Raw genomic sequence first — 26,120 nt, 5'->3', positions numbered from 1 at the left:
GCCTCCCGCCGGCTTACTTTTCGTTGCGGATCAGATAGCCGCTCTGTTCGGCCCAGCGATCCTCGTAAGCAAAGTAACCTTCGAGGATTTCGGCCATGCGGGGCTTGCCCTCCGCCTTCTGGGCTTCAGCAGTTTTCCTGATCCAGTCGCGGCCAGCGTCGGACAGCTCTTTCTGGAACGCCGCATCAAGCTCGATCACCTCGGCCTTGCTGGCACGCAGCGTCTCCATCGCCTTCATGTCCTGATCGTAGAAGTGGACCAGCGACTGAAGCGTGGTCAGCTCGGCTGCCGCTTCGATCTTCGCCCTGAGCGCCTCGTCCAGCGCATCCCAGGTTTCCAGCTTGACCACGACTTCCCAGAGGAAGGTGGGCTGATGAACGCCCGGCACGACGATATAGGGGGCAGCTTCGTGGAAACCTTCCGGCAGGTTGCCCGATGGCGGACCCCATTCGATAGCGTCCACGCCCTTGCGCTCGAGAAGCGTGTAAATTTCGCCCGGGGGCACAACGGTCGGCACCGCGTCGAAATAATCGCGCATCACCTCGGCCCAGGGGCCGGACGTGCGGTATTTCAGGCCCTTGAGATCGGCCGCGCTTTTGATCGGCTTGTTGGCGTGCGCCATGATTTCTGAAGAGCCTATGCCCACGACGAGCGACTTCAGCCCCTCTTCGGCACGGATCTCGGCGAGCTTTTCCCTGCCGCCTTCTTCAAAGATCCAGGTGGAATAGGCTTCGGGGCCCATGCCGCCGGGGAACCCTGCGAAGATCGCGTTCACCGGATCCTGATTGACCAGATAGCTCGGTGTCGAGTGACCTGCCTCGACAATGCCGTCTTTGACGCCGTCATAGACCTGCAGCGCCGGCACCAGAATGCCTGCACCAAAGGGCTGGATTTCGACAGCGCCATCGGTCAGGAGACCCACATTGTCGGCAAAACGCTCGAGAAAATTCACGTAGAAAGGCGACCCCTCTGGCACAGACGTCGGAACGCGCCAGGTCACTTCCTGCGCCTGCGCGCCAAACGTCGCAAACGCCACGGCCCCTGCAAGGGCCAATCGCTTAAGGCTGAGAAACATCTCAACTCCTCCATTGTTATTTTTTAAACCCGGTGAACCCGTCCGGGATGCACTCAAAATTTATACATCTCCAATTCTCCATGTCGACAAAAAAAATAATTAAATTTTTTAAGCAAGCCTGCGCTCTTCGCGCCGTTGAATCGACCTGCCAGAAACTGGAGAGGCGCGGCACATTGTCGTGCGCCGCGCCTCTCCACTGTCGCAATTGCGGTCTCTCGGGGTCAGCCCCTCGCGTCCTCAGGCAGCAGCGCTGCCGGCATGTTCTGGTAACAGACCGGACGCAGGAAACGTCTGATCGACAGCGTGCCAACACTGGTTGCGCCGAAATTGGTGCTGGCCGGATAGGGACCGCCATGAACCATGGAATCGACCACCTCTACGCCGGTCGGGAACCCGTTGACGAGCAGACGTCCCGCCTTGCGCTCAAGAACGGGGCGAAGCGCCTTGGCCGCAGCAACGTCGTTTTCGTCGAGGTGCAGCGTTACCGTCAGCTGCCCTTCCAGAGCGCGGGCGATGGCCTCCACCTCCTCAGCAGAGCTGGCGCGCACCACCAGTCCGAGCGGGCCAAAGACCTCGTGATGAAGCTGCGGGTTTGCAAGGAATTCCGTCGCCGTGGTTTCGAAGAGCGCCGGAGAAGCATTGCGCCCCTCCGCTTTGGCCACCATCACCGGGCGCGCCGCACCGCTTTGCGCAACCTGATCGCGCCCCGCATTGAAAGCCTTCGCGATCCCGTCGGTCAGCATAATCTGCGCCTCCACCTGCTTCAGCCCGTCCGCCGCAGCGTCCACGAAGCGGTCGGCAGCGTTGCCGTCAACCACAATCGCGATACCGGGATTGGTGCAGAACTGACCCGCCCCCATCGTCAATGATGCAGCCCAGCCGCGGCCGATCTCCTCGCCCCGGGCTTCAAGAGCGCGCGGAAGAACAAACATCGGATTGACCGATCCCAGCTCACCGAAAAAGGGAATGGGCTCTGGGCGTGCCGCACACAGGTCGAACAGCGCGCGTCCGCCGGCCAGGCTGCCCGTGAAACCCACGGCCTTGATCAGCGGGTGCTGCACCAGCGCCTGGCCGACGCTGCGGTCGCCGCCCTGGATGAGCGAGAACACGCCAGCCGGCATGCCGCATTTCTCAATGGCTACCCTGATCGCCTCCGCGACAATCTCGCCGGTTCCCGGATGCGCCTCATGTCCTTTCACCACGACCGGACAACCGGCAGCCAGCGCAGCGGCAGTGTCACCGCCGGCGGTTGAAAACGCGAGCGGAAAATTGGAGGCGCCGAAAACGGCAACCGGGCCGATGGGACGCTGCACCATCACCAGTTCGGGCCGCGGTGCGGGCCGGCGATCCGGCAGGGCCACATCATGGCGACGGTCGAGATAATCCCCCTTGCGAATGTGGGCAGCGAAGAGGCGAAGCTGGCCAGACGTGCGGCCACGCTCTCCTTCGAGACGCGCGGCGGGGAGACCGGTCTCCTGTGTGCCGATCTCGGTAATGTCGGCAGCACGGGCTTCGATCTCATCGGCGATGGTGTCGAGAAACCGCGCACGCTCCTCGCGGGATGAGCCTGCATATTTCTCAAACGCCGCCTCCGCCGCCTTTACCGCAACATCAACGAGCTCTACCGTCCCCATGGCGAAGCGATGTGCGGGGCCATGCGCGGGTGATGTTTCGAAAGTCTTGCTGCCTGATAGCCATTCACTGGCAATCAGATGTTTTCCATGAGGCGCGACGGGCATGCGCTCCCTCCTATGCTTTGCGTTTCGGACAATTCAGGTGCGGACAATTCAGGTGCGGACAAGGGCCGCAGGCAATAAGCTGCGCAGCGCTTGCAACCATTTCTTCATGCATACAAAATGTATGCAAAATTTCAACCCGGAGACTGGAGGAAAGGAAACTTTATGACCGAAACCACGCTGGCCATCGATGAGCTGACACAGCTTGTCGAGACCATCCTGCTCAAGGGGGGCCTTTCCCCACTCCACGCCAACGCGCTGACGCGCGTGATCGTGGCCGGAGAGCGCGATGCCTGCAAATCTCACGGCGTCTATCGAATTGAAGGCTGCCTTCGCACCATCAAGGCAGGAAAGGTCGTGCCGGATGCAGAGCCAGAACTGACCAGCGATGAAAGTGCCATCGTGCGCGTTGCTGCGAAGGGCGGCTTTGCCAATGCCGCTTTCGAGCTCGGTGCACCTGTGTTGGCGGAAAAAGCCCGGCAGTTCGGGCTTGCAGCCCTTGTCATCAACGACTGCACCCATTTCTCCGCGCTCTGGCCCGAGATTGAAGCGCTTACCGCACACGGCCTCGCCGCAATGGCCATGTGCCCGAGCTATGCCAGCGTCTCCCCATCCGGCGGCAGCGCGCCCCTTCTGGGTACCAACCCCTTTGCCTTTGGGTGGCCACGGCGGGACAAAACCCCTTACGTGTTCGATTTCGCAACCAGCGTGGCGGCGCGTGGAGAGATCGAGCTCTATCGCCGCGCCGGTAAACCCCTACCAGAAGGCTGGGCGATCGACAGGGAAGGGAAGCCCACGACGGACCCTGAAGCCGCTCTCGATGGTGCAATGCTCCCCTTTGGCGGGCACAAGGGCTCTGCCATCTCCACGATGATTGAGCTGCTTGCCGGCGTGATGATCGGCGACCTGACCAGCCCGGAGGCTCTGGAGGCCCTTGGCACCACCGCTCTGGCACCAGCCCATGGCGAATTGATCCTCGCCTTCGACCCGGCCCGCTTCGCACAGGGACGGGCGGGCGACCCGATGGCGCGCGCCGAGACCCTGTTTGAAGCCATGGTGGGCCAGGGCGCGCGGCTCCCCTCCCAGCGCCGGTTTGCGGCCCGGAAGAAGGCGCTTGCCGAAGGCATCCACCTCACAGCCGGGGAGATGACGTTGCTCGAGCGTCTGCGCGAGAAAGGGCTCGACGCCGTTTAAACGCAGGAGCCCTCCCGATCCGGGAGGGCTCTTCGATAAAATCAGGCTGCGTATTTTGCCACCGCGCCAGGCAGCTTGCTCCAGTTCGCGTACCAGTCGCGGAACAATTTGTACTGGGCTTCCGCATAGCCACGCTGGCTCTCCGACAACGCATCCGTCTCGTTGAAATGCAGGCGATATTCCTCGTCGCCGTTCAGCACCATCAGGTATTTGTAGTAAAGAACGAGATCCGCCCCTTCATCGAAGGAGGACAGAACAGCGAGCGCTGCATCGAGTTCGGCGGCACGCTGACGCGCATCCGCATCGCCTGCCGCAGCAGCCTGACTGAGCGCGACGAGATGCAGAACTTCGCGGGGAAGCACATTGCCTATGCCGGTGATGGCTCCGTCGGCGCCGCAGTTCACGAACCCGTGATAGACCGTGGTGTCGACGCCGATCATGAGCTTGATGTCAGGGTCGCCGCTGGTGATGTTCTCCGCCGCATAGCGCAGATCTGCGGCACCGCCGAATTCCTTGAAGCCGATCAGGTTGGGATGCTCGGCGCGCAGAGCGAAGAACAGGTCCGCGCGGGTGGCAAACCCGTAATACGGGCTATTATAAATCACCGCCGGCAGATCGGGTGCAGCCGAAAGAATCGCCTTGAAGTGGTTCCGCTGCGCGGCCGGCGAGCTGCCGCGGGACAGGACGCGCGGAATAACCATGAGACCCTCGGCACCGACTTCGGCCGCGTGGGCGGCATGTGCCACGGCGCTTGCCGTGTTGACCGCACCAGTGCCGACGATGACCGGCACGCCGGCCTCAACCAGCCGGGCGACGCCTTCCATGCGCTGCGCGTCGGTCAGAAGCGGCCAGTCGCCCATGGATCCACAATAGACCACCGCCCTCATTCCGGTTTCGATGAGCTCCTTGCCTTTACGCACCAGCGCGTCGAAATCCGGGCTGCGATCAGCCTTGCAGGGGGTCATCAGAGCGGGAATGCATCCCGAAAAAATATGATTGGTCATGCCGATCTCCTTCAAATGCCCGATCTTGTGCACCGCGCGGCTTCTACAGGCCGTCGCTTCCCGGTTTGGGTCGAGAGCAAAATAACAGTTGTATTTTTTTTGTCGACACAAATTTTCACTTGATGATGTTGCCACTCCACGACTGGTCGGAGCCAATGATGCGCTTTTCTAAAGTGCGATCTTCTGGCGATGGTCCCGCGCGATCATGTTGCGGATCTGCTCGACGATCTGATCTGCATGTTCATTGGCCAGTGCATCGGCCTTTTCCACATCGCGCGCCTCAATCGCAGCGATCATATCCTCGTGCTCCACCACATAACGCTTCGGCAGCTGATCGTTGAATGAGGAATAGTAAAGCCGCAGGAGGCGCCGTCCCTCGTCCAGCAGGCGCAGGAAGAGACTTTCATAATAGGGGTTGCGAGCCGCAGCAGCGATGGCGGCGTGGAATTCCCGGTTGGTGGCGATCATGGCCAGCGCATCCTGTTCCTCGACCGCCTTGGCGAACTCTGCCTGCCGCGCACGAATCGTGACCAGATCGTCGGCCTGATGATTGAGCGCGGCCAGCCGTGTGGTTACGCGATACATCAACGTCAGCGCGTCAAAGAACGTGTGGAGGTTCAGGAAGTCGATATTTGCAACCACGGTGGAGCGGTTGGGCAGCGTCGTGACCAGCCCCTCGCCAGCGAGCCGAACAAGCGCTTCGCGGATGGGGGTGCGCGACATGGAAAGACGCTGCGCCAGTTGAATCTCGTCGATCGGTGTTCCTGGTGCCAATGCAAGGTCGAGGATTTCGTCACGCAGCACGTTGTAGACGAACTGAACGCCGGAACCGCGCTTGCGTTCGGCGGGTTTGCGCGTGGCGGTTTCGGGCATGGTTGACCTCATGTGTACAAGAAAAATACTGTTAGGAATGAAAGGGTGCGATCGTCAAGGGCGGAGGGGAAACCCGTACTGTCCTCCACTGCCCCAAAACCGAAGTGCTCAGACAGCCTTTGCGAAATGCGCCATCTGATCTGCATGAGCCTTCTTAAACGCCGGGCGGTCCAAGATTCGCTTCAGATAGGCTTCTGTCGCCGGACGCTCGCCAAATGACCGGACCCTTGGCACCCGCAGTGCATCAGCCATAAGCATATCTGCAACGGTAAAGCGGTCAGCTGCCAGCCATTCCCTTTCGCCGAGCACGTTTTCCACATGCTGAAGACGGCTTTCCAGCCAGCCGGTCAGGTGATTCTGCTCTGCGCCAGTCACTTCCAGGTACCACCAGGGCACAGAAACCATCTCGATCGAATTGAGCGCGGCGATCAACCATTGATGAGTCTGGGCTTCGCCGACTGAATCACGCGGCATCAGCTTTTCGCTTTTCCGGGCCAGATGGAGCAGGCAGGCACCACTTTCAAACAGTTCGACCTCACCATCCGTCAGAAACGGGATCTGACCGAAGGGCTGACGCGCAAAGTGCTCGGGCCGGCGGCCGTCGAACGGAACCGTGCGAACAGTGTAGGCCAATCCGGCTTCCTCGCACGCCCATCTCAGCCTTATGTCACGCACAAAACCGCGGGGGCCTTCAGGAACCTGGTCATACGTCCAGACAATCAGATCACTCATGACATCCAATCCAGCTCAACCGGCGCTCCCCAAGCGGCGTGATGCCGCCGGCACGATTGCCTGATTTTCCCTGCGGATCAAGGTTCGGGGAAACGTGCCGCAAAGGAAGGATTGATCTGTCGAGATTTCAGATGAAAAATGGTGGAGCCAAGGGGAGTCGAACCCCTGACCTCTTGAATGCCATTCAAGCGCTCTCCCAACTGAGCTATGGCCCCACACTCCGGCAATATGGCCGGTCGCCGTCTCCGGCGAAGAGGTCCGGAAGGCCCGCCGGGCCAACCGTGTGGGCGGCTTCTAAACCCGCCCGGCGGGAAGATCAAGCCCCGATTTGCACCCCCGCGCCACTTTTGACACGGGGCCGAAGCCATTCTTCCCGCACGTGCTGAAAAATCAGCTTTCTTCGTCCTCGTCGCCGACGCCGATGAAGTCCTTCACGTCATCATCATCGTCGTCTTCGTCATCATCGAGGAACGTGTCATCGTCTTCGTCGCCGAGGTCGACATCATCGTCTTCATCGTCGAGATCGGGGATTTCCGTCTTGTCGCTGGAAGATGTCTCATCGTCAGCATCCTCGAGAGAAACCACCTCCGGTGCATCCTCCTCGCCATCCAGCTCCTTTTCCTCCACTTCCTCTTCTTCATCCATGGAGGTGTCGCCGCCAGCCTCGAAGAAGCTGCGCGGATAGGTCTGACCCGTGTAGGGCGAAACGATCGGGTCCTTGTTCAGGTCATAGAATTTGCGGCCCGTTTCCGGGCAGACGCGTTTTGTTCCGAGTTCCGGTTTAGCCACCTTGCTGCCTCATCGTCTTGCGGTCGGCCCAGCCTGCGACGGCTCCATCGCGGCCGGCACCGGAAGCGCTTCCTGCCTTACTGAAAATTTTGGTCCCCATAACGGCAAGTCGCGCACCTGTCAAAGCCTAATACGCACCCCGGAAAGGGCTCTCCTCCCAAGGCTCACTCTCTTTACAACCCCGTCGGGGGCCATCCGTCAACCGGGGGATGACCGACTATCCTCATCATGCTAGAGCGAACGCATAAAATCTTCGAATAGTCTGCCGCCCGGCAGAACGCATACCATCAGGGACCAGACGATGCATACCACCGAGCCGCGCCCCATGAGCGCCAGAAGATCAGACGCCCTTTCGGGCCGGGCCCGGGTGCCCGGCGACAAGTCGATTTCGCACCGGGCGCTGATGTTTGGCGGGCTGGCGGCCGGCGAAACCCGTATTACCGGCCTCCTGGAAGGCGAAGACGTGCTGCGCACCGGCGAGGCCATGAAGGCCATGGGCGCCACTATCGAAAAGCGCGGCGATGAATGGATCGCCACCGGCACCGGAAATGGCGCCCTGCTGGAGCCCGAAGCACCGCTCGATTTCGGAAACGCCGGCACAGGCGTGCGCCTGACGATGGGGCTTGTCGGCTCCTATGACATGACGACGCGCTTCATCGGTGACGCCTCTCTTTCCAAGCGCCCCATGGGTCGCGTGCTCGATCCGCTGAAGGAAATGGGGCTTCAGGTTCTCTCCGCCGAGCCGGGCGACCGTCTGCCGATCACGCTACGCGGGCCGAAACATGCTGCCCCCATCTCCTACCGCGTGCCGATGCCGTCCGCCCAGGTGAAGTCGGCAGTGCTGCTTGCCGCGCTCAACACGCCGGGCGTGACAACGGTGATCGAACCCGTTGCCACCCGCGACCACACCGAGAAGATGCTGGCCGGCTTCGGTGCTGCACTTGAGGTGGAGACAGATGCCGAAGGTGCGCGCCACATCCGCATCGAGGGTCAGCCGAAACTCATCGGCCAGACCATCGCCGTTCCCGCCGACCCGTCTTCGGCCGCGTTTCCGCTGGTGGCCGCGCTTATCGTGCCGGGCTCGGACGTGGTAATCGAGAGCATGCTCATGAACCCCACCCGCACCGGGCTCGTCACCACGCTCATGGAGATGGGCGCGGACATCGAGATTCTCGAGCGCCGCAACGAAGGCGGGGAGGATGTGGCGGATCTGCGCGTGCGCGGCTCCGAGCTCAAGGGCGTGACCGTGCCGGAAGACCGCGCGCCCTCCATGATCGACGAATATCCCGTGCTTGCCGTGGCGGCCTCCTTTGCCGAGGGCGACACGCTGATGCAGGGGCTGGAAGAGCTGCGTGTGAAGGAATCCGACCGGCTTTCCGCCGTGGCCGAAGGGCTCAAGGCCAATGGAGTCGACTGCGAAGAGGGCGAGGCCTCGCTCAGGGTCACGGGCCGCCCCGGCGGCAAGGGGCTTGGCGGCGGCACGGTCAAAACCCATCTCGACCACCGCATCGCCATGAGCTTCCTCGTCATGGGCCTTGCGACCGAAAAGCCAGTGACCATTGACGACCAGACGATGATCGCCACCAGCTTTCCCGATTTCACCGCGCTCATGACGCGGCTCGGCGCAATGCTGGACTGATACCCGGATCGGAATGGGAGAGAGCAAATGACCGGACTAAAGGTAGCCATGATCATTGGCGGCGGCAGCGGCATGGGTGCCGCGGCAGTCCGCAAACTGTCAGAAAACGGCTTCGAGGTCGCAGTCATGTCATCGTCCGGAAAGGGCGAAACGCTCGGGAGAGAACTCGGTGGGCTGGGTTTCACCGGCTCAAACCTCTCCCCGGACGATCTCAAGCGCTTCACCGACGCAACGATGGAGCGGTTCGGTCGCATCGACGCGCTGGTGAATGGCGCCGGCCACGGGCCGAAGGGCGATGTGCTCGACATGTCCGACGCGGACTGGCACCAGGGCATGGAGGTCTACCTGCTCAATGTTGTGCGCGCGACGCGGCTTGTCACGCCAATCATGCAGACGCAGAAATCGGGCGCGATCGTCAACATCTCCACCTATGCCACCTTCGAGCCGGAAGCAGCCTTTCCGACATCCGGCGTGTTCCGCGCCGGGCTCGCCGCCTTCACCAAGCTTTTCTGCGACAAATACGCAGCCGAGGGCCTGCGCATGAACAATGTGCTGCCGGGCTTCATCGATTCCCTGCCGGAAAAGGAAGACCGCCGCGCGCGCATTCCCATGGGCCGCTATGGCACGGTGGACGAAGTTGCCGAACTCATCGCCTTCCTTGCCGACGAGAAATCCAGCTACATCACCGGCCAGAACATCCGCATCGATGGCGGCATCACACGGTCGGTCTGACGGCATGAGCGACAGACTCACGATTGCCATCGACGGGCCCGCCGCCTCCGGAAAGGGCACGCTCGCGCGCCGGCTGGCCGAGCATTACGGCCTGCGCCATCTCGACACCGGCCTCACCTATCGCGGTGTCGCTCGCGCGCTGATGGAGGCCGGCGAGCCGCTCGACGACGAGGCGATTGCCGAAAAGGCCGCCCGCGCGCTCGATCTCGGCTCACTCGACCGGACCGTACTTTCCGAACACGGCATCGGCGAAGCTGCCTCGAAAGTGGCAGTGATGCCATCGGTGCGCAGCGCGCTCGTCGAGAAGCAGCGCGACTTTGCGGGCGCCCCGCCCGGCGCGGTGCTGGATGGGCGCGACATCGGCACGGTGGTGTGCCCCAACGCCGATGTGAAGCTTTATGTGATCGCAAGCGCCGAGGTGCGCGCCACGCGCCGCTGGCGCGAAATCATGGACGGTGGCGGCAGCGCCGACTATGTGCAAATCCTCGCCGATATCGAGCGGCGCGACGCCCGCGACATGGGCCGAAAGGACAGTCCGTTAAGGCCGGCGGACGATGCGCACTTGCTCGATACGAGCGAAATGGATATAGAGACGGCGTTCCAGGCGGCCTGCAAACTGGTGAATGCCAGACTGGCAGCCCGGAGCGAAGACTGAAAGTCAGAACTGAAAGAACCGTCTGCCACGCATTCTTTGCGCCGGATCTGCCGCTTCACGCGGCCTTGAGAGCGATCCGCTCGGATGCATGAACGGACAAACGCAACACGAACCACCGGCGCTTGGCCCCGCTTGAAAGACAGGGGCTTTTCAGGAGCATCAATGTCAGAACTCAATCCGTCTCGCGATGATTTCGCGAGCCTTCTCGCAGAATCCTTCACCGAACGCGACGCCGCAGAAGGCTCCGTCGTAAAGGGCATCGTCACCGCCATCGAGAAAGACATGGCGATCGTCGATGTCGGCCTGAAGGTCGAGGGCCGCGTGCCGCTCAAGGAATTCGGCGCGAAGGGCAAGGAAACCGATCTCAAGGTCGGCGACGAAGTCGAAGTCTATGTCGAGCGCATCGAAAACGCGCTTGGCGAAGCCATGCTGAGCCGCGAGAAGGCACGCCGCGAGGAAAGCTGGGTCAAGCTGGAAGCAAAGTTCAACGCCGGCGAGCGCGTCGAGGGCTTCATCTTCAACCAGGTCAAGGGCGGCTTCACCGTCGATCTGGACGGCGCCGTGGCCTTCCTGCCGCGTTCGCAGGTCGACATTCGTCCGATCCGTGACGTCACCCCGCTCATGCACACCCCGCAGCCCTTTGAAATCCTCAAGATGGACAAGCGCCGCGGCAACATCGTCGTGTCCCGCCGCACGGTTCTCGAAGAGAGCCGCGCCGAGCAGCGCTCCGAGATCGTCCAGAACCTCGAAGAGGGTCAGGTGGTCGAAGGCGTGGTCAAGAACATCACCGATTACGGTGCGTTCGTGGACCTGGGCGGCATCGACGGCCTGCTGCACGTGACCGACATGGCATGGCGCCGTGTCAACCATCCGACCGAGATCCTCAACATCGGTCAGACGGTCAAGGTGCAGATCATCCGCATCAACCAGGAAACCCACCGCATCTCGCTGGGCATGAAGCAGCTCGAGGCCGATCCTTGGGACGGCATCGGCGGCAAGTACCCGCTTGGCAAGAAGGTTCTGGGTCGCGTCACCAACATCACCGACTACGGTGCATTCGTGGAGCTGGAGCCGGGCATCGAAGGCCTGATCCACGTTTCGGAAATGTCCTGGACGAAGAAGAACGTTCATCCGGGCAAGATCCTGTCCACCACGCAGGAAGTCGAAGTGGTGGTGCTGGAAGTGGATCCGGTCAAGCGCCGCATCTCGCTCGGCCTCAAGCAGACGCTCGAGAATCCGTGGGAGGCATTTGCCCGCAATCACACCGTCGGCTCCGTTGTCGAGGGCGAGGTCAAGAACAAGACCGAGTTCGGCCTGTTCATCGGTCTCGATGGCGATGTGGACGGTATGGTTCACCTCTCCGATCTCGACTGGAACCGTCCGGGCGAGCAGGTGATCGAGGAGTACAACCGTGGCGACATGGTGAAGGCGCAGGTTCTCGACGTGGACGTCGAGAAAGAGCGCATCTCGCTCGGCATCAAGCAGCTTGGCCATGACGCGATCGGTGAAGCGGCTGCTTCCGGCGAGCTGCGCAAGGGTGCCGTGGTGACCTGTGAAGTGACCGACGTGAAGGACGGTGGCCTCGAGGTTCGCCTGGTCGATCACGATGTCGAAAGCTTCATCAAGCGCTCCGACCTGTCGCGTGACCGTGCCGAGCAGCGCCCCGAGCGCTTCTCCGTCGGCCAGAAGGTGGACGCCCGCGTCACCGTCTTCGACAAGAAGACCCGCCGCATCAGCGTCTCGATCAAGGCTCTGGAGATCGCGGAAGAGAAGGAAGCTGTCGCACAGTTCGGTTCCACCGACTCCGGCGCCTCCCTCGGCGACATCCTCGGCGCGGCCCTGAAGAACAAGGGCGGCGACGACGAATAAGCCTCTGGGCTTTATTGAACGAAAATGAAAAACCCCGCCGGAGCGATCCGGTGGGGTTTTTTGATGATGGGGGAGAGATTTACTTGGCCTTGGTCACGTAGTCGGACGTGTTCTTGAAAATTCTGGAAGCTGTCGCTTTCCTGACCAGACGGCATGTCTGGTTCGCGGCAAAAATCGACCGAACGCATGATAACAGTTATCCGACAGCTATGCGGACAAAGTGAGCTTTCGTTGCGACTGCGCGAATGGCTGCTTCCTCGGTTAACCTTATCATGAACGGACACCAACTCTTACTTTGACGGCTTCGGGGTCGTCGGCATCATATACATCGTAGTCTGCGAGATATGATCGGTTGAGAGCGCCATTCCATATGTTTTGCCACTGAGTGATCAAGGATTGCGGCTGCGGACCTTTTACATCGTAAACAAGCACGGACTGCCTGGGAACTTCAGCGCGATGAAGGCCTTCGGGCACGTTTGCTGACGGCGCACGATAGCCGATTGTCATGCGGTACGGGTCCATAAAGCCACCTTCGTAGTCGTGATAAACGCAGTAGACTTCTTTGGACGCTTCAGCGCCGACCTTCGTGCGAACATCGTCCGAATGGAAAGCCTCCCAAAGAGCACCAATCCCTGCCGGATCATCATTTCGGACCACCTCCGACACGCCGACAACACAGAAGCCTTCTTCCTCTTGCAAATCAGACATTACGCTTTCCTTTCATCGCGCAGATGTTAAACTAGGATATTTACTATCGGAGTTTGTAATGCAGCTGTCGGAAACTGTCGAGTGGGGACTTCACGCTTGTCTTGCATTGGCGATGTTGCCCGATGGCGCGCGCATTCCGGCGCGCGCTTTGGCGGAATATCACGGGATCAAACCAAGCTATTTTTCGAAGGCTATGCAGAAACTCGTCGCGGCAGGGATCGTGCAGTCGACCGAGGGGCGGTCAGGTGGGCTGGCTATGGGAAAGCCAGCCGAAGATGTTTCACTTCTTCAGATCGTCATGGCCTTGGAGGACCATCAGGTTCTCTTCCGGTGTACCGAAATTCGCCAGAAAGGCCCCTGTGCTGCGGCTTCGAGGCACTATCGTGCGCCCTGCAACATCGCGAGGGTGATGCGCAAGGCTGAAGCGGAGTGGCGGCGGGTCCTTGCGGAAACCAGCCTTGCGGAACTGAGACAGTCAGCAACCGCCGAACCTGTCCCGGGCGTCAACGAAGCGACACAAACCTGGCTTGCTGAAACCGGAGCTGTCCGAGGGACTTAGATGCGGCAAAACGGCGGCTTGGATACGCTTGCCTCCGGTCAAGGAGTCTGAATCAGGGCGGCGACAAAATTTCGGGTGATCCTCTGGAAATCGCGGGCCGCACCAATGAAGTCTGACATTCGTGCATCCTGCGAAATCGGGCGCTATGAGCTCGAAAGCGGGCACGGTGGCCCGCGACGCACCTTTATCCCCGGCCCTCTCACCAATGCGGCGGCTTGGTCACGGGCACATCGCCCGCCGTCTGCTCCTCCAGCTCCATGAAGCGCTCCGAGAGCCGTTCGAGCTTCTTCTTCAGCGCTTCCGTCTCGCGCCACTGGCGCGTCAGCTCGGCGGAAAGCTCTTCGATGGTCTTTTCCTGCTCGGCGGCCAGGATTTCCAGCTTCGTGATGCGGTCTTCGCTCATGGCGCGCTTCTTTCTGCGGTTTCGGTGCATTCTCGCCTGCGGAAATTGACAAGCAAGGCCTGATTTGTCGAGAGTGCCTGAGGTGCCTTTCGCCCGGACTGCCCTGCGCCTTGTCTTCCCGCACCGGTTGGCAGGCGGCGGGCCCGCGTGATAGGAATTTGACCAAACGATAAAAACGGGGAAGCGGGCCGCCGATGGCTGAAACGGCAATCGAGCTCAAGGGCATCAGCAAGAGCTTTGGCGCGGTTCATGCAAACCGCAACATCGATCTGAAAATCGAGGCCGGGACAATCCACGGCGTTATCGGCGAAAACGGGGCCGGAAAATCGACTCTGATGTCGATCCTCTATGGCTTCTACCAGGCCGATCGCGGGCGGATCCATGTGGGCGGCAAAAAGGCCGCGATCAACACGCCGAGCGACGCCATCGCGCTGGGTATCGGCATGGTGCATCAGCACTTCATGCTGGTGCAGAATTTTTCCGTGCTGGAAAACGTGATCCTGGGGGCGGAAGGCGAGGCGCTGCTCAACACCTCCATCGCCAGGGCGCGTTCGGAGCTGGAGCGGCTGGAGCGCGACTATGGGCTGGAGGTGGACCCCGACTCCATCATCGAGGATCTGCCGGTGGGCCTGCAGCAGCGGGTGGAGATCCTCAAGGCGCTCTATCGCGGCGCCGACATCCTCATCCTCGACGAGCCGACCGGCGTTCTGACGCCGGCAGAGGCGGACCATTTGTTCCGCATTCTCGAACAGCTCAAGGAAGAGGGGAAAACCATCATCCTCATCACCCACAAGCTGCGCGAGATCATGGCGATCACCGACAATGTCTCGGTCATGCGGCAGGGCACGATGGTGGCAACCCGCAGGACCGCCGAGACCAGCGTGGAAGAGCTGGCCGAACTGATGGTCGGCAGGCGCGTGCTGCTTCAGGTGGAAAAGGGCGAGGCGAAGCCCGGCGAGGTGCTGCTTTCGGTGCGCAATCTGACCGTGAAGGATTCGCGCGGCGTCACCATGGTCGACAATGTGTCGCTCGATGTGCGCGCGGGCGAGATCGTCGGCATTGCCGGCGTGGCGGGCAATGGGCAATCGCAGCTTCTCGATGCCATCACCGGCGTGCGCAGGGCCGTTTCCGGCACGGTGACGCTGGGTGGCGAGCCGGTGGACCTGACGGGCGCTGCAGACCCCGCAGACCTGCGCGCGCGCGGCATGGCCCATGTGCCCGAAGACCGGCATCATGTGGGTCTCGTTCTGCCCTTTGAGGAAAACGAGAACGCCATGCTCGGCTATCATCGGCAGGCGAAATATCTGAACGGCCCCTTCCTCAACATCGAGGCGATCCGCGCCGATGCGCGCGAGAAGATCGAGAAATACGACATTCGCCCGCCGGATTGCCGGCTGAAGACGGCGAACTTCTCCGGCGGCAACCAGCAGAAGATTGTGCTGGCGCGCGAGATGGAGCAGGACCCCAAGGTGCTGATCGTCGGCCAGCCGACGCGCGGCGTTGATGTGGGCGCCATCGAGTTCATCCACAAACGGCTGATCGACATGCGCGATCAGGGCAAGGCGGTGCTTCTGGTCTCGGTGGAGCTCGATGAAATCCGCTCGCTCTCCGACCGCATCCTGGTCATGTTCGCCGGCCGCGTAGTGGGCGAGCGCGGGCCCGAAGCCAGCGAAGGCGAGCTTGGCCTGCTCATGGCCGGCGTCGAGGAAAAGGAGGCGGCGGAATGAGTGCGCCTTATGCGAAACTGCCCGCTTGGGCCGATTACGGGCTGATCCCGCTCATCAATCTCGCCGTCGCCTTTCTGGTGGCCGGGCTGGTGGTGATGCTTGTGGGAGAAAACCCCTTCCGCGCCGCCGCCATTCTGGTGGAAGGGGCGCTCGGCCGCGGGCAGAACATCGCCTATACGCTCTATTACGCGACAAGCTTCATCTTCACCGGGCTTGCCGTGGCCGTCGCCTTCCATTGCAGCCTGTTCAACATTGGCGGCGAGGGGCAGGCCTATGTGGGCGGGCTGGGCGTGGCGGTGGTCTGCCTCGCCTTCGACAGCATTCTGCCCTGGTGGCTGGTGTTTCCGCTGGCCATTGTGGGTGCTGCGCTGTTCGGTGCGGCGTGGGCCTTCATCCCGGCCTATTTCCAGGCAAAGCGCGGCTCGCATATCGTCATCACGACGATCATGTTCAATTTCATTGCCGCAAGCCTGATGGTCTATCTGCTGGTGAATGTGCTCAAACCCGCCGGCGCGCAGGCCCCGCAGACCCGCAATTTCCTCGAAGGCGGGCAATTGCCCAAGCTCAACTGGGTGCTGGAGGCAATGGGCTTTTCCATCCGCTCCGCCCCGTTCAACCTCTCCTTTCTGCTGGCGCTTCTGGCGGCGTTTCTCGTCTGGGTTCTGATCTGGCGCACGCGGCTCGGCTATGAGATCCGCATGCGCGGTTTCAGCCCCAAGGCGGCGCGCTATGCCGGCGTCAGCGAAACGAAGATCATCATCATCACCATGCTCATCTCCGGCGCGCTTGCCGGCATGATGGCGCTCAACCCGGTGATGGGCGACCAGAACCGTTTGCAGATCGATTTCGTCACCGGCGCGGGTTTTGTGGGCATCGCCGTGGCGCTGATGGGGCGCTCGCATCCGGCAGGCATCGTGCCGGCGGCCATCCTGTTCGGCATGCTCTATCAGGGCGGGGCGGAGCTCGCCTTCGAGATGCCCAACATCTCGCGCGACATGATCGTCATCATTCAGGGCCTCGTCATCCTGTTCGCCGGCGCGCTGGAGCACATGTTCCGGCCTTCGATACAGGCGCTTTTCGCCAGTCTCAGCCCGCGTTCGGCGGGGATTGAGGCCCAGCAGGGCGAGGGTGGCTGAGATGGATTTCTTTCATTCCCTGATCCTCGTTCTCGATTCCACCGTGCGGCTGTCCATACCGCTCCTGCTGGCCGCGCTCGCCGGGCTTTATTCGGAGCGGTCGGGCGTGTTCGACATCGGCCTTGAGGGCAAGATGCTGGCCGGCGCATTTGCTGCCGGCGCGGCGGCGGCCGTCACCGGCTCTGCCTGGGCCGGGCTTGGGGCGGCCATGCTGATCTCGGTCTTCCTCGCGCTCGTGCATGGCTTTGCTTCGATCACCCATCGCGGCAACCAGATCGTCTCGGGCGTCGCCATCAACTTCATTGCCGCCGGCTCGACCATCATTCTGGGCCAGGCATGGTTCCGGCAGGGTGGGCGCACACCCTCGCTGCCGGGCGACGCCCGGTTTGGCGCCGTCGAACTCCCCTTTGCAGGGGCGGTGCGCGATGTGCCGATCCTCGGCGACATCTACTCCGAACTCATCTCCGGCCATTCGCTTCTCACCTACGCGGCCTTCCTGCTCGTGCCCTTCACCTGGTGGGTGCTGTTCCGCACCCGCTTCGGCCTCAGGCTCCGGGCGGTGGGTGAAAACCCGGCAGCGGTCGACACGGCAGGCGTTTCCGTCTCATGGCTGCGCTACCGCGCTGTCATCTGCACCGGCATCCTTACCGGCATGGCCGGCACCTATCTGTCGCTGGCGCAGAATGCCGGCTTCGTGAAGGACATGACGGCAGGGCGCGGCTTCATCGCGCTGGCCGCTCTCATCTTCGCCAAGTGGAAACCCGTGCCGGTCATGTTTGCCTGCCTCCTGTTCGGTTTCCTCGATGCTTTCGCCATCCGCATTCAGGGCACGCCCCTGCCCTTGATCGGCCAGGTGCCGGTGCAGTTCATGCAGGCGCTGCCCTACATTCTCACCGTAGTGCTTCTGGCCGGCTTTATCGGCAAGGCCGTGCCACCGCGCGCCGGCGGCGTGCCCTATGTGAAGGAGCGTTGATGAGCGCCGAAGATCTGTTTTCCGCCGCCAGCGCGGCAATGAAGAACGCCTATGCTCCCTATTCCCGCTTTCCCGTGGGGGCTGCGGTGAAAACCGAGACCGGCGCCATTCACGCCGGCTGCAACATCGAAAACGCCTCCTATCCCGAAGGCTGGTGTGCCGAGACCACGGCACTTGGCCATCTCGTCATGGCTGGCGGCGGCCGCGTGACGGAGATCGCCGTCGTGGCAGAAAAGATGCCGAAGATCATGCCCTGCGGCGGCTGCCGGCAGCGGCTGGCGGAATTCGCTACAGAGAATGCGGTGCTGCACCTGTGCGATACCGGAGGTGTTCTGGAAACGGTGCCGTTTTCGGCGGTCTTTCCACGCGGTTTCAGCTTCGAGGATGGCAAATGAAACAGGCCGTGGACCGTCTGACCGAGCGGCTCAACGGGCTTGCCCCGCAGCTTGCTCTTGTGCTGGGCTCGGGGCTCGGCGGGCTTGTCAATGATGTGGAGGATGCCGTGCGCATCTCCTATTCCGAGTTACAGGGCTTTCCGCAAAGCGGCGTGACGGGCCATGCGGGCGAGATCGTCGCGGGCCGGCTTTCCGGTACTCCGGTCCTGATGCTGGCGGGGCGCGCCCATTATTACGAGCACGGCGATCCCGCCGCCATGCGCCCGGCGCTCGAAACCTTATGGGGCATAGGCATCACGCAGCTCATCCTCACCAATGCCGCCGGATCCCTGCGCGAAGACATGCCGCCTGGCTCGGTCATGCTGATCGAGGATCACATCAATTTCTCGGGCGCCAACCCGCTGATCGGTGAAGGCAGCGACCGCCGGTTCGTGGGCATGAGCGAGGCGTATGATGCGGGCCTGCGCGCGCGCCTTGAGAACGCCGCGCGCAAAACCGGCACGCAATTGCACAAGGGCGTCTATATGTGGTTCTCCGGCCCGACCTTCGAAACACCGGCGGAAATCCGCATGGCCCGCACTCTGGGGGCCGATGCTGTCGGCATGTCGACGGTTCCCGAGGTTATTCTATCGCGCTATCTCGGGCTTCGTGTCGCGGCCTGTTCGGTTATCACCAATCTTGGGGCCGGGATGAGCGCAGGCGAGCTTTCGCATCAGGAAACGAAGGACATGGCGCCCATTGGCGGGCAGCGGCTCGCCACCATTCTCGGCCAGTTGTGCGCCGATGGCCTGCCGGTAGGCTGAGGATCAAATGCTCCCTCAGGAAATCATCCGCAGGAAGCGCGACGGCAAGGCGCTGACAGGCGAGGAAATCTGCGCGTTCACCGCCGGACTCGCAGATGGTTCATGGAGCGAGGGGCAGATCGCGGCGCTCGCCATGGCAGTTCTTTTGAACGGCATGGATGCCGCGGAAGGGGCGGCCCTCACGCTCGCCATGCGCGATTCCGGCAGCGTGCTCGACTGGTCGAACCTGCCTGGCCCCGTGACCGACAAGCATTCCACCGGCGGTGTAGGTGACAATGTCTCCCTCATGCTTGCCCCCATCGTGGCGGCCTGCGGCGCCTTTGTGCCGATGATCTCCGGACGCGGCCTCGGCCACACCGGCGGCACGCTCGACAAGATGGATTCCATCCCCGGTTACACGAGCCAGCCAGACCAGAAACGCTTTGCCGAAACGGTGCGAAAGGTGGGCTGCGCGATCATCGGGCAGACGGGCGATCTCGCGCCTGCCGACAAGCGCTTCTATGCCGTGCGCGATGTTACCGGCACGGTGGAATCGATCCCGCTCATCACCGCCTCCATCCTGTCGAAGAAGCTGGCCGCCGGCCTTTCATCGCTGGTGCTCGATGTGAAGTCCGGCAATGGCGCCTTCATGGGCGATGCCCGTGCGGCGCGCAAGCTAGCCGAAAATCTGGTGCGCGTTGCGGGCGAAGCGGGCCTTTCGGCCTCCGCGCTCATAACCGACATGAACCAGCCACTCGCATCCGCCGCCGGCAATGCGGTGGAAGTTGTCAATGCGGTCGACTTTCTCACGGGCGAGAAGCGCGACCGCAGGCTGGAGGACGTCACACTGGCGCTTGCCAGCGAGATGCTGCTTGCCTCCGGCATCGCGACAACCACGCGCGAAGCCTACGACCGGGCCCATGAAGCGCTCGAGAGCGGGCGTGCTGCAGAACGATTCGGCCAGATGGTGTCCGCGCTTGGCGGACCGGGTGACTTTGTTGAAAATCCGGACAAGTATCTGCCTCGTGCGTCTGTAACCCTCCCCGTTCCTGCTGCGAATGATGGCTTTGTGAGCGCGATTGACGCGCGTGCGGTTGGCATTGGTGTGATCGGGCTCGGTGGCGGTCGGCGAACTCCCCAGGACACGATCGATCATTCCGTCGGCTTCACCGATCTCTTGCCTCTTGGGGCCGAAACGAAACATGGCGAACCGCTCTGCATGGTGCATGCATCATCGGAAGAAAGCGCCCGGCGCGCAGCGCGCATTGTGAGCAGCGCCTACGACATCACTGATGCGAAACCGCGTACGCGCAAAACGATCCTGCGTCGGGTAACGGCAGAGATTTGAAGCAGATCGGGCTGTGGAATCAAAGTCTTTCTATTGTTCGAGCACCAGCGCCCGGTTTTCCACCTGAAAGCGGGCAAGACGGTCAAGAAAGCTCATACCTATCAAGATCTTGTCCAGCGCCCGATCATCGAGCACCACCGCATCGATGTTTTCTACATAGATGCGGCCAATCTGGAGGCTATCGATCGTCGTCGCCGCCGCGCGTACCTTGCCGTTGGCCGTGTTCACTTCATATTTGAAGTCAGAGGAGTTCAAAGATACTCCGATCCGGCGCGCGGTATCCCGGTTGATCGCCACATAGGTCGCACCCGTATCAATCATCGCACTCAGCTCACGACCGTTCAATTTGAACCGCCCCACGAAATGACCCGTCTCATCGGCAGTGATGCTGACCTTTCTGCCCAGAAGAACCGACGTTTCGCTGTTCATCGGCAAGGGACTGGAAGCAGGGCGCGAGGCTGCGACCTGTTGTGGGTTTTCATTCGCGCTCAAAGTCAACGCCGCGTGCAGCAGCTCCCGGTAGAACTCCGGATTGCTCTGATAGAGAGCGGGAACGCCCCCTGCAGCGCCAGCCACCACCCCCAGCATGATCATCTTGCGAAACATCTGTTCCTTCCAGTTTGCTGCTGGAAGAACCATAAGAACCACCGCCGATCATTCGCTTAACGGCGCCGACAACCATTCCGGTTGGTTAAGTGTGGGTTACTTGGTCCCATACATGCGGTCACCTGCATCGCCGAGACCGGGCACGATATAGCCCTTCTCGTTCAGGCGCTCGTCTATTGAAGCTGTGAAAATCGGCACATCGGGGTGGGATCTACGGAAGTTCTCAACACCTTCCGGGGCTGCCAGCAGGCACAGGAAGCGCAGATTGGTGGCGCCCCGCTCCTTGAGTTTATCAACGGCGGCGATGGCGGAGTTGGCCGTCGCCAGCATCGGATCGACCACGATCACCAGCCGGTCACCGAGATCACTCGGCGCCTTGAAAAAATACTCGATCGCTTCCAGCGTTTCATGATCGCGATACATGCCCACATGCGCTACACGCGCTGCCGGTACTAGATCGAGCATGCCGTCCAGGAGCCCGTTCCCGGCACGCAGCACCGAGGCGAACACGAGTTTCTTTCCTTCCAGCGTTGGCGAATCAATGGGCTGAAGAGGTGTTTCTATTCGCTTGGTGGTGAGTTCCAGATCACGCGTGACCTCATAACACAGCAATAGCGAAATCTCGCGCAGAAGACGCCGAAAGCCGGCCGTCGACGTCTCCTTGTCGCGCATGATTGTGAGCTTGTGCTGGACAAGCGGGTGGTCGACGACAGTCACGCCCTGCATGTGAAGTTCCCCGGATGCTGGTTTCTTGTTGCCGATACTAACCAACACGAACGTTTCAGCATACCGCATGCCTCATTGAGCCACAGTTTTGTCTTCAAGAGCATCGAGCAGGCGTCTGCGGGTGGCATCGTCGACAAAAGCCGCCTCTATGGCCGTACGCGTGAGGCTACGCAAGGTCGCATCGTCCAGGCCGAAATGCTCCCGTGCCACGTGATATTCGTAACCGAGCGAAGTATGGAAATGCGGCGGGTCATCCGAGTTGAGGGTGACGCGGCACCCAGCCTCGAGCAAGTCTGGTAACGGGTGACTGGCGTAATCGGGGTAGACCTTCAGCACGATGTTGGAGACCGGACATACCTCCAGTACCACACCTTCGTCTGCGAGCCGGCGCACCAGATCGGGATTTTCGATGGCGCGCACGCCATGGCCGATGCGCGCGGGGCGAATATGGTTCAGCGCTGCCTCCACACTCTCCCAGCCACCGAATTCCCCGGCATGGACAGTCAGGCCCAACCCGGCCTCGCGGGCGATCTCGAATGCATGTTCATAGTCACGCACATTGCCGAAACGCTCGTCTCCAGCCATGCCGAAACCGGTCACCAGAGGATGCCTGCAGGCGGCGGCAAAGCGGGCCGCATCCTCAACCGCAGCCGCACCGAAATGACGCACGCCCGTGACGATGATCCTTCCCTCGATGCCGGTTTTCGCCCGCGCCCGCTCAATCCCCTCGCCGAGGGCATTTGTGTAGTCCATGCGGGACAAACCGGCGCGTTCGGCATGATCGGGTGAGGTGAAGATCTCCGAGTAAACGGCCCCTTCGCGCCACAGGCCGGTCAAGTAATCCTCGGCCAGAAGCGCGTAATCCTCCTCGCTTCGAAAGAGGTTCGCCGCGGCGTCATAAGCGGCCAGAAAACTCGTAAAATCGTACCAGTGATACGCCCCGTCACGAAGAAAGCCGGATGTATCGACGCCATATTTGCGGGCCTGGGACAAAACAAGCTCAGGCGAGGCAGCACCTTCGATATGACAGTGAAGCTCGGCTTTTGGGACCATGTGCGCTCCGTTTTAACCAGTCCGCCGGCGCGGCTGTTCATCGCGCTTTTGACAATAGCGCCAGAAGCGGCAATGAGCTATGGTCCCGGCGATTTCGAAAGGGTGATGATGTCAGATCAACGTACCACCGCCCAGGGCGGCATGGAGACGGCCTACGGTTTTCGTCAGGTTGACGAGAACGAGAAGCAGGGTCTGGTCAACACGGTGTTCCACCGCGTTGCAAAACGCTATGACGTGATGAACGACCTCATGTCCGCCGGGCTGCATCGGGCCTGGAAGGATGCCATGATTTCATGGCTCGCACCTTCGAAGCGACCGGGCTATCGCGCCCTTGACGTGGCCGGTGGCACGGGTGACATCGCATTCCGTATCGTCGAGGCATCCCGCCGCAATGCGGACGTGACCGTGCTCGATATCAATGGCTCGATGCTGGAAGTCGGACGGGAACGCGCCGAAAAGAGAGGCTTTGCCGAAAATCTGACTTTCGTCGAAGCCAACGCAGAAGATCTGCCTTTCGAGGACAACACTTTTGACGCCTATACGATTGCCTTTGGCATTCGCAATGTGCCGCATATCGACCGGGCACTCGATGAGGCTTTTCGCGTTCTGAAACCCGGCGGGCGCTTTCTGTGCCTCGAATTTTCCGAAGTCGAAATGCCGCTCCTCGACAAGGTCTATGAAAACTGGTCCTTCCATGCGATTCCGCGCATCGGGCAGGCGGTGACAGGCGACGGCGAGCCCTATCGGTATCTGATCGAATCCATCCGCAAGTTCCCAAACCAGCAGAATTTTGCCGCGATGATCACAAATGCGGGCTTCTCGCGCGTGACATGGCGCAATTATACTGGCGGGATCGCCGCCCTGCACTCCGGCTGGAAGATTTGACGGCATATTCATGAGTACGGTCGGCGCATATCTGAGGCTTGCACGCGCGGGCTGGATTCTCATTCGCGAAGGTGTGGTTGCGGCCATGCCGGGCGACCAGTTGGAAGGCATGCCGCGCTTTGGCTGGCGTGTCGCAAAGCTGATGTCTCGGCGTCGTTCGGCACGACGCGACCGCCCTGAACGACTTGCGCAGGCGGTGAACCGACTGGGGCCCTCCTATGTGAAGCTCGGTCAGTTCCTGGCAACCCGACCTGATGTCGTCGGCCATGACATGGCTCGGGACCTTTCCCGCCTTCAGGACCGGATGGATACGTTCCCGGAGACCCAGGCGCGGGCGGCCATAGAAACTTCGCTCGGGAGACCGGTTGAGGAGCTCTTTGTGCAGTTCGACGGGCCTGTTGCCGCCGCTTCCATTGCTCAGGTGCACGAGGCGCTTGTTGATGTCGGTGGATCAGAGCCCCGGAAGGTGGCCGTGAAGGTCATCAGGCCCGGCGTCAGGCGCCGGTTTCAGAACGATCTCGAAAGCTATTTTCTGGCTGCACACCTGCAGGAACGGTTCATGCCGTCCACGCGTCGTCTCAAGCCTGTGAAGGTGGCGGAGACGCTGGCGCAGGTGACGAAGATCGAGATGGATCTGCGGCTGGAAGCCGCTGCCATTTCAGAGATACAGGAAAACACCAGGGACGACCCGGGTTTCCGCGTTCCGGCTGTCGACTGGCAGCGCACCGGTCGCGATGTGATGACACTCGAATGGGTCAACGGCACGAAGATGTCGGACATCGACGCGTTGCGGGAAGCAGGTCACGACCTCGAAGCGCTCGCCAGAACGCTGATCCAGTCCTTCCTGCGCCATACACTGCGCGACGGCTTCTTTCACGCGGACATGCATCCCGGCAACCTGTTTGTCGAGGATGACGGCACGATCGTTGCCGTCGATTTTGGCATCACCGGACGGATTGGACGCAAGGAGCGGCATTTCCTGGCCGAGATCCTCTACGGTTTTATTACCCGCGATTTCCGCCGGGTGGCGGAGGTGCATTTCGAGGCGGGTTATGTACCGGCGCACCACGACGTCGCCGCTTTTGCGCAGGCGCTGCGCGCCATTGGTGAGCCGATCCACGGCCAGTCTGCCGAGACCATTTCCATGGCGCGCCTTCTCACACTTCTCTTCGAAGTCACCGAACTCTTCGACATGCAGACCCGCCCGGAGCTTCTGCTGCTGCAGAAAACCATGGTGGTGGTCGAAGGTGTGGCGCGCACGCTCGATCCGCATTTCAATATGTGGAAGACGGCCGAGCCGGTGGTGTCCGACTGGATCGCCGCCAATCTCGGGCCACGCGGCATCATAAGGGATGCAGGCGAAGGCGTGGGGGCGCTCGTCGCGCTCGTTCGTCAGGCCCCGGATCTGGCCGCCCGTACGGAGCGCCTCTCCCGTGAGATCGACACGATGGCCCAGAAGGGTTTGCGCTTTGATCCCGAGACCGCCGAAGCGATTGGCAGGGCAGAAGCCCGCCATTCACGCGGCGGGCGTTTCGCCCTGTGGGTGATCGCGATTGCGCTTGCCGTTATCGCGTGGCAGATCTCCTGATCCAATCCAGCCCGTATCCGTTCGTTCGAGCATCGGCCTTCAGTCGCGCCAGGCTTACCCTGAAGGCAATGACAGCAATGCTAGCAAACCACACCTAAGACACGGATTCGCCTCATTATTCCACGCCGAAGAAGTGTGCATAATGCAACGCCAGCACTGACAGTCATGCTGTCATTGGGTTATGCCCAGACGTGAATGCGGCAGGCATGCAGCATGCCTGCCGCTGCGTTAAGGCTGAAGTGTTTTGTAACGGAGTAACAATGGCGACACTGACCATTCGAAATGTGGACGAGAAGGTGCGGCGCGCTCTAAAAAAACGCGCGGCCGAAAACGACGTCTCGATGGAGGAAGAGGTCCGTCGCATACTCGCAAAAAGTGTACAGCCTCACCAGAATACCCGCACTCAGAAAATCCGTCATCGCATCGAGCTGATCGAATCGGTCTCGATGAGCCCCATCGGCCCTTTCAATCTGAAAGCCATCACCGACGAGATCTGGAATGGCCGTACATTGTGAAGCGAAATTCGTCGTCGACACGTCGGCGCTAATCGCCGTTCTGAACGGCGATGCGGATGCGGACATGTTTCGTCAGGCTTTCGTACATGCCGAACGAATCCTTATCAGCAGCACCACCACCTTCGAAGCGCATTGCGTTGCAAGGCACATTGCGATGATCGAAGGAACCACGCGTCTCAACACACTGCTCAAGGCTCTCGACGTGGAAACGATCGACTTCGACGACCGGCAATTGAGCATCGCACGCAGGGCCTACGCGATCTATGGTCCGGGCACCGGCCACAAAGCCGCGCTCAACATTGGAGACTGCTTCGCTTACGCTCTCGCCCGCAGCGCTAACCTGCCGCTTCTTTTCAAGGGCGACGATTTCGTTCATACCGATATCGAGCCAGCCATGAAGCCGTCGTAAGAGAGCCTG

General features: G+C 61.2%; 27 protein-coding genes and 1 tRNA gene. 16 read left to right on the top strand and 12 right to left on the bottom strand.

Annotated features, from left to right (window positions below; translation table 11 throughout):
• Positions 1-13: 13 nt before the first annotated feature.
• Positions 14-1,075, bottom strand: a complete 1,062-nt coding sequence (dctP, locus tag HF949_RS03895; protein ID WP_292898391.1) for a TRAP transporter substrate-binding protein DctP — start codon at positions 1,073-1,075, stop codon at positions 14-16.
• A 221-nt stretch (positions 1,076-1,296) separates the two neighbouring features.
• Entirely contained in the window at positions 1,297-2,814 is a 1,518-nt protein-coding gene (locus HF949_RS03890; protein ID WP_292898390.1) for an aldehyde dehydrogenase (NADP(+)), read from the bottom strand.
• Between the two features lie 162 nt (positions 2,815-2,976).
• On the opposite strand from HF949_RS03890, the gene HF949_RS03885 reads away from it, so the two are divergent.
• Positions 2,977-4,005, top strand: a complete 1,029-nt coding sequence (locus HF949_RS03885; RefSeq protein WP_292898389.1) for an Ldh family oxidoreductase — start codon at positions 2,977-2,979, stop codon at positions 4,003-4,005.
• Between the two features lie 41 nt (positions 4,006-4,046).
• Here the strand turns inward: HF949_RS03885 and HF949_RS03880 are convergent, their stop codons facing one another.
• The 5 genes from HF949_RS03880 to HF949_RS03860 all read right to left on the bottom strand — a co-directional run bounded on the left by HF949_RS03880 (position 4,047) and on the right by HF949_RS03860 (position 7,403).
• Positions 4,047-5,009: a dihydrodipicolinate synthase family protein gene (locus tag HF949_RS03880; protein WP_292898388.1), complete on the bottom strand. Its 963-nt coding sequence runs from the start codon at positions 5,007-5,009 to the stop codon at positions 4,047-4,049.
• Between the two features lie 168 nt (positions 5,010-5,177).
• Positions 5,178-5,882: a GntR family transcriptional regulator gene (locus tag HF949_RS03875; protein ID WP_292898387.1), complete on the bottom strand. Its 705-nt coding sequence runs from the start codon at positions 5,880-5,882 to the stop codon at positions 5,178-5,180.
• Between the two features lie 108 nt (positions 5,883-5,990).
• Positions 5,991-6,614 (bottom strand): glutathione S-transferase family protein, encoded by a 624-nt coding sequence (locus tag HF949_RS03870; protein WP_292898386.1) that lies wholly within the window; start codon positions 6,612-6,614, stop codon positions 5,991-5,993.
• A 139-nt stretch (positions 6,615-6,753) separates the two neighbouring features.
• Positions 6,754-6,829: transfer RNA gene (locus tag HF949_RS03865), tRNA-Ala, on the bottom strand.
• A 175-nt stretch (positions 6,830-7,004) separates the two neighbouring features.
• The gene (locus HF949_RS03860) at positions 7,005-7,403 is read right to left on the bottom strand and encodes a TIGR02300 family protein (protein WP_292898385.1); all 399 of its coding nucleotides are present in this window, start codon (positions 7,401-7,403) and stop codon (positions 7,005-7,007) included.
• A gap of 301 nt (positions 7,404-7,704) precedes the next feature.
• On the opposite strand from HF949_RS03860, the gene aroA reads away from it, so the two are divergent.
• The 4 genes from aroA to rpsA all read left to right on the top strand — a co-directional run bounded on the left by aroA (position 7,705) and on the right by rpsA (position 12,298).
• Positions 7,705-9,042 (top strand): 3-phosphoshikimate 1-carboxyvinyltransferase, encoded by a 1,338-nt coding sequence (gene aroA, locus HF949_RS03855; protein WP_292898384.1) that lies wholly within the window; start codon positions 7,705-7,707, stop codon positions 9,040-9,042.
• A gap of 27 nt (positions 9,043-9,069) precedes the next feature.
• A complete protein-coding gene (locus HF949_RS03850) occupies positions 9,070-9,774 on the top strand; it encodes an SDR family oxidoreductase (protein ID WP_292898383.1) in 705 nt (234 codons plus the stop codon).
• 4 nt (positions 9,775-9,778) lie between these two features.
• A complete protein-coding gene (gene cmk, locus HF949_RS03845; protein ID WP_292898382.1) occupies positions 9,779-10,429 on the top strand; it encodes a (d)CMP kinase in 651 nt (216 codons plus the stop codon).
• Between the two features lie 162 nt (positions 10,430-10,591).
• Complete coding sequence (gene rpsA / locus HF949_RS03840) at positions 10,592-12,298, top strand: 30S ribosomal protein S1 (RefSeq protein ID WP_292898381.1); 1,707 nt, start codon at positions 10,592-10,594, stop codon at positions 12,296-12,298.
• A 270-nt stretch (positions 12,299-12,568) separates the two neighbouring features.
• Here the strand turns inward: rpsA and HF949_RS03835 are convergent, their stop codons facing one another.
• Positions 12,569-13,006, bottom strand: coding sequence for a GyrI-like domain-containing protein (locus HF949_RS03835; protein WP_292898380.1), 438 nt, complete (start codon positions 13,004-13,006; stop codon positions 12,569-12,571).
• Between the two features lie 58 nt (positions 13,007-13,064).
• Here HF949_RS03835 and HF949_RS03830 point away from each other — a divergent pair, with 58 nt between their 5' ends.
• Positions 13,065-13,565 carry an RrF2 family transcriptional regulator gene (locus HF949_RS03830; RefSeq protein WP_292898379.1) on the top strand — a complete coding sequence of 167 codons (501 nt, stop codon included), beginning with the start codon at positions 13,065-13,067 and terminating at the stop codon, positions 13,563-13,565.
• 199 nt (positions 13,566-13,764) lie between these two features.
• On the opposite strand, the gene HF949_RS03825 is transcribed toward HF949_RS03830, so the two are convergent.
• Positions 13,765-13,968 (bottom strand): SlyX family protein, encoded by a 204-nt coding sequence (locus HF949_RS03825; RefSeq protein ID WP_025031126.1) that lies wholly within the window; start codon positions 13,966-13,968, stop codon positions 13,765-13,767.
• Positions 13,969-14,162: 194 nt separating this feature from the next.
• On the opposite strand from HF949_RS03825, the gene HF949_RS03820 reads away from it, so the two are divergent.
• The 6 genes from HF949_RS03820 to deoA are packed head-to-tail and all read left to right on the top strand — an operon-like array spanning position 14,163 to position 20,329.
• On the top strand, positions 14,163-15,695 hold the full coding sequence (locus tag HF949_RS03820; protein ID WP_292898378.1) for an ABC transporter ATP-binding protein: 1,533 nt from the start codon (positions 14,163-14,165) through the stop codon (positions 15,693-15,695).
• Positions 15,692-16,831: an ABC transporter permease gene (locus HF949_RS03815; RefSeq protein WP_065816641.1), complete on the top strand. Its 1,140-nt coding sequence runs from the start codon at positions 15,692-15,694 to the stop codon at positions 16,829-16,831. The genes HF949_RS03820 and HF949_RS03815 overlap by 4 nt, the downstream gene beginning before the upstream one ends.
• A 1-nt stretch (position 16,832) precedes the next feature.
• Positions 16,833-17,804: an ABC transporter permease gene (locus HF949_RS03810; protein ID WP_292898377.1), complete on the top strand. Its 972-nt coding sequence runs from the start codon at positions 16,833-16,835 to the stop codon at positions 17,802-17,804.
• A complete protein-coding gene (locus HF949_RS03805) occupies positions 17,804-18,199 on the top strand; it encodes a cytidine deaminase (RefSeq protein WP_292898376.1) in 396 nt (131 codons plus the stop codon). The genes HF949_RS03810 and HF949_RS03805 overlap by 1 nt, the downstream gene beginning before the upstream one ends.
• Positions 18,196-19,002 carry a purine-nucleoside phosphorylase gene (locus HF949_RS03800; protein ID WP_292898375.1) on the top strand — a complete coding sequence of 269 codons (807 nt, stop codon included), beginning with the start codon at positions 18,196-18,198 and terminating at the stop codon, positions 19,000-19,002. Before HF949_RS03805 ends, HF949_RS03800 begins: the two co-directional genes overlap by 4 nt.
• Before the next feature lie 7 nt (positions 19,003-19,009).
• Positions 19,010-20,329: a thymidine phosphorylase gene (gene deoA / locus HF949_RS03795; RefSeq protein ID WP_292898374.1), complete on the top strand. Its 1,320-nt coding sequence runs from the start codon at positions 19,010-19,012 to the stop codon at positions 20,327-20,329.
• Between the two features lie 30 nt (positions 20,330-20,359).
• Here the strand turns inward: deoA and HF949_RS03790 are convergent, their stop codons facing one another.
• The 3 genes from HF949_RS03790 to HF949_RS03780 form a co-directional block, all read right to left on the bottom strand.
• On the bottom strand, positions 20,360-20,935 hold the full coding sequence (locus tag HF949_RS03790; protein ID WP_292898373.1) for a retropepsin-like aspartic protease family protein: 576 nt from the start codon (positions 20,933-20,935) through the stop codon (positions 20,360-20,362).
• Positions 20,936-21,031: 96 nt separating this feature from the next.
• Positions 21,032-21,661: a uracil phosphoribosyltransferase gene (upp, locus tag HF949_RS03785; RefSeq protein ID WP_292898372.1), complete on the bottom strand. Its 630-nt coding sequence runs from the start codon at positions 21,659-21,661 to the stop codon at positions 21,032-21,034.
• 72 nt (positions 21,662-21,733) lie between these two features.
• Entirely contained in the window at positions 21,734-22,714 is a 981-nt protein-coding gene (locus tag HF949_RS03780; protein ID WP_292898371.1) for an adenosine deaminase, read from the bottom strand.
• Positions 22,715-22,822: 108 nt separating this feature from the next.
• Here HF949_RS03780 and ubiE point away from each other — a divergent pair, with 108 nt between their 5' ends.
• The 4 genes from ubiE (at position 22,823) to HF949_RS03760 (ending at position 26,111) form a co-directional block, all read left to right on the top strand.
• On the top strand, positions 22,823-23,599 hold the full coding sequence (gene ubiE, locus HF949_RS03775; RefSeq protein WP_292899983.1) for a bifunctional demethylmenaquinone methyltransferase/2-methoxy-6-polyprenyl-1,4-benzoquinol methylase UbiE: 777 nt from the start codon (positions 22,823-22,825) through the stop codon (positions 23,597-23,599).
• A 10-nt stretch (positions 23,600-23,609) separates the two neighbouring features.
• On the top strand, positions 23,610-25,187 hold the full coding sequence (gene ubiB / locus HF949_RS03770) for a 2-polyprenylphenol 6-hydroxylase (RefSeq protein WP_292898370.1): 1,578 nt from the start codon (positions 23,610-23,612) through the stop codon (positions 25,185-25,187).
• A gap of 260 nt (positions 25,188-25,447) precedes the next feature.
• The gene (locus HF949_RS03765; protein ID WP_292898369.1) at positions 25,448-25,702 is read left to right on the top strand and encodes a FitA-like ribbon-helix-helix domain-containing protein; all 255 of its coding nucleotides are present in this window, start codon (positions 25,448-25,450) and stop codon (positions 25,700-25,702) included.
• The gene (locus HF949_RS03760) at positions 25,686-26,111 is read left to right on the top strand and encodes a type II toxin-antitoxin system VapC family toxin (protein ID WP_292898368.1); all 426 of its coding nucleotides are present in this window, start codon (positions 25,686-25,688) and stop codon (positions 26,109-26,111) included. The genes HF949_RS03765 and HF949_RS03760 overlap by 17 nt, the downstream gene beginning before the upstream one ends.
• Positions 26,112-26,120 lie beyond the last annotated feature (9 nt).

Source organism: Nitratireductor sp. (assembly GCF_017794765.1).
Lineage (GTDB): Bacteria > Pseudomonadota > Alphaproteobacteria > Rhizobiales > Rhizobiaceae > Nitratireductor.
Note: the sequence above shows the minus strand (reverse complement) of the source record. Positions and strands in the feature narration are given on the sequence as shown.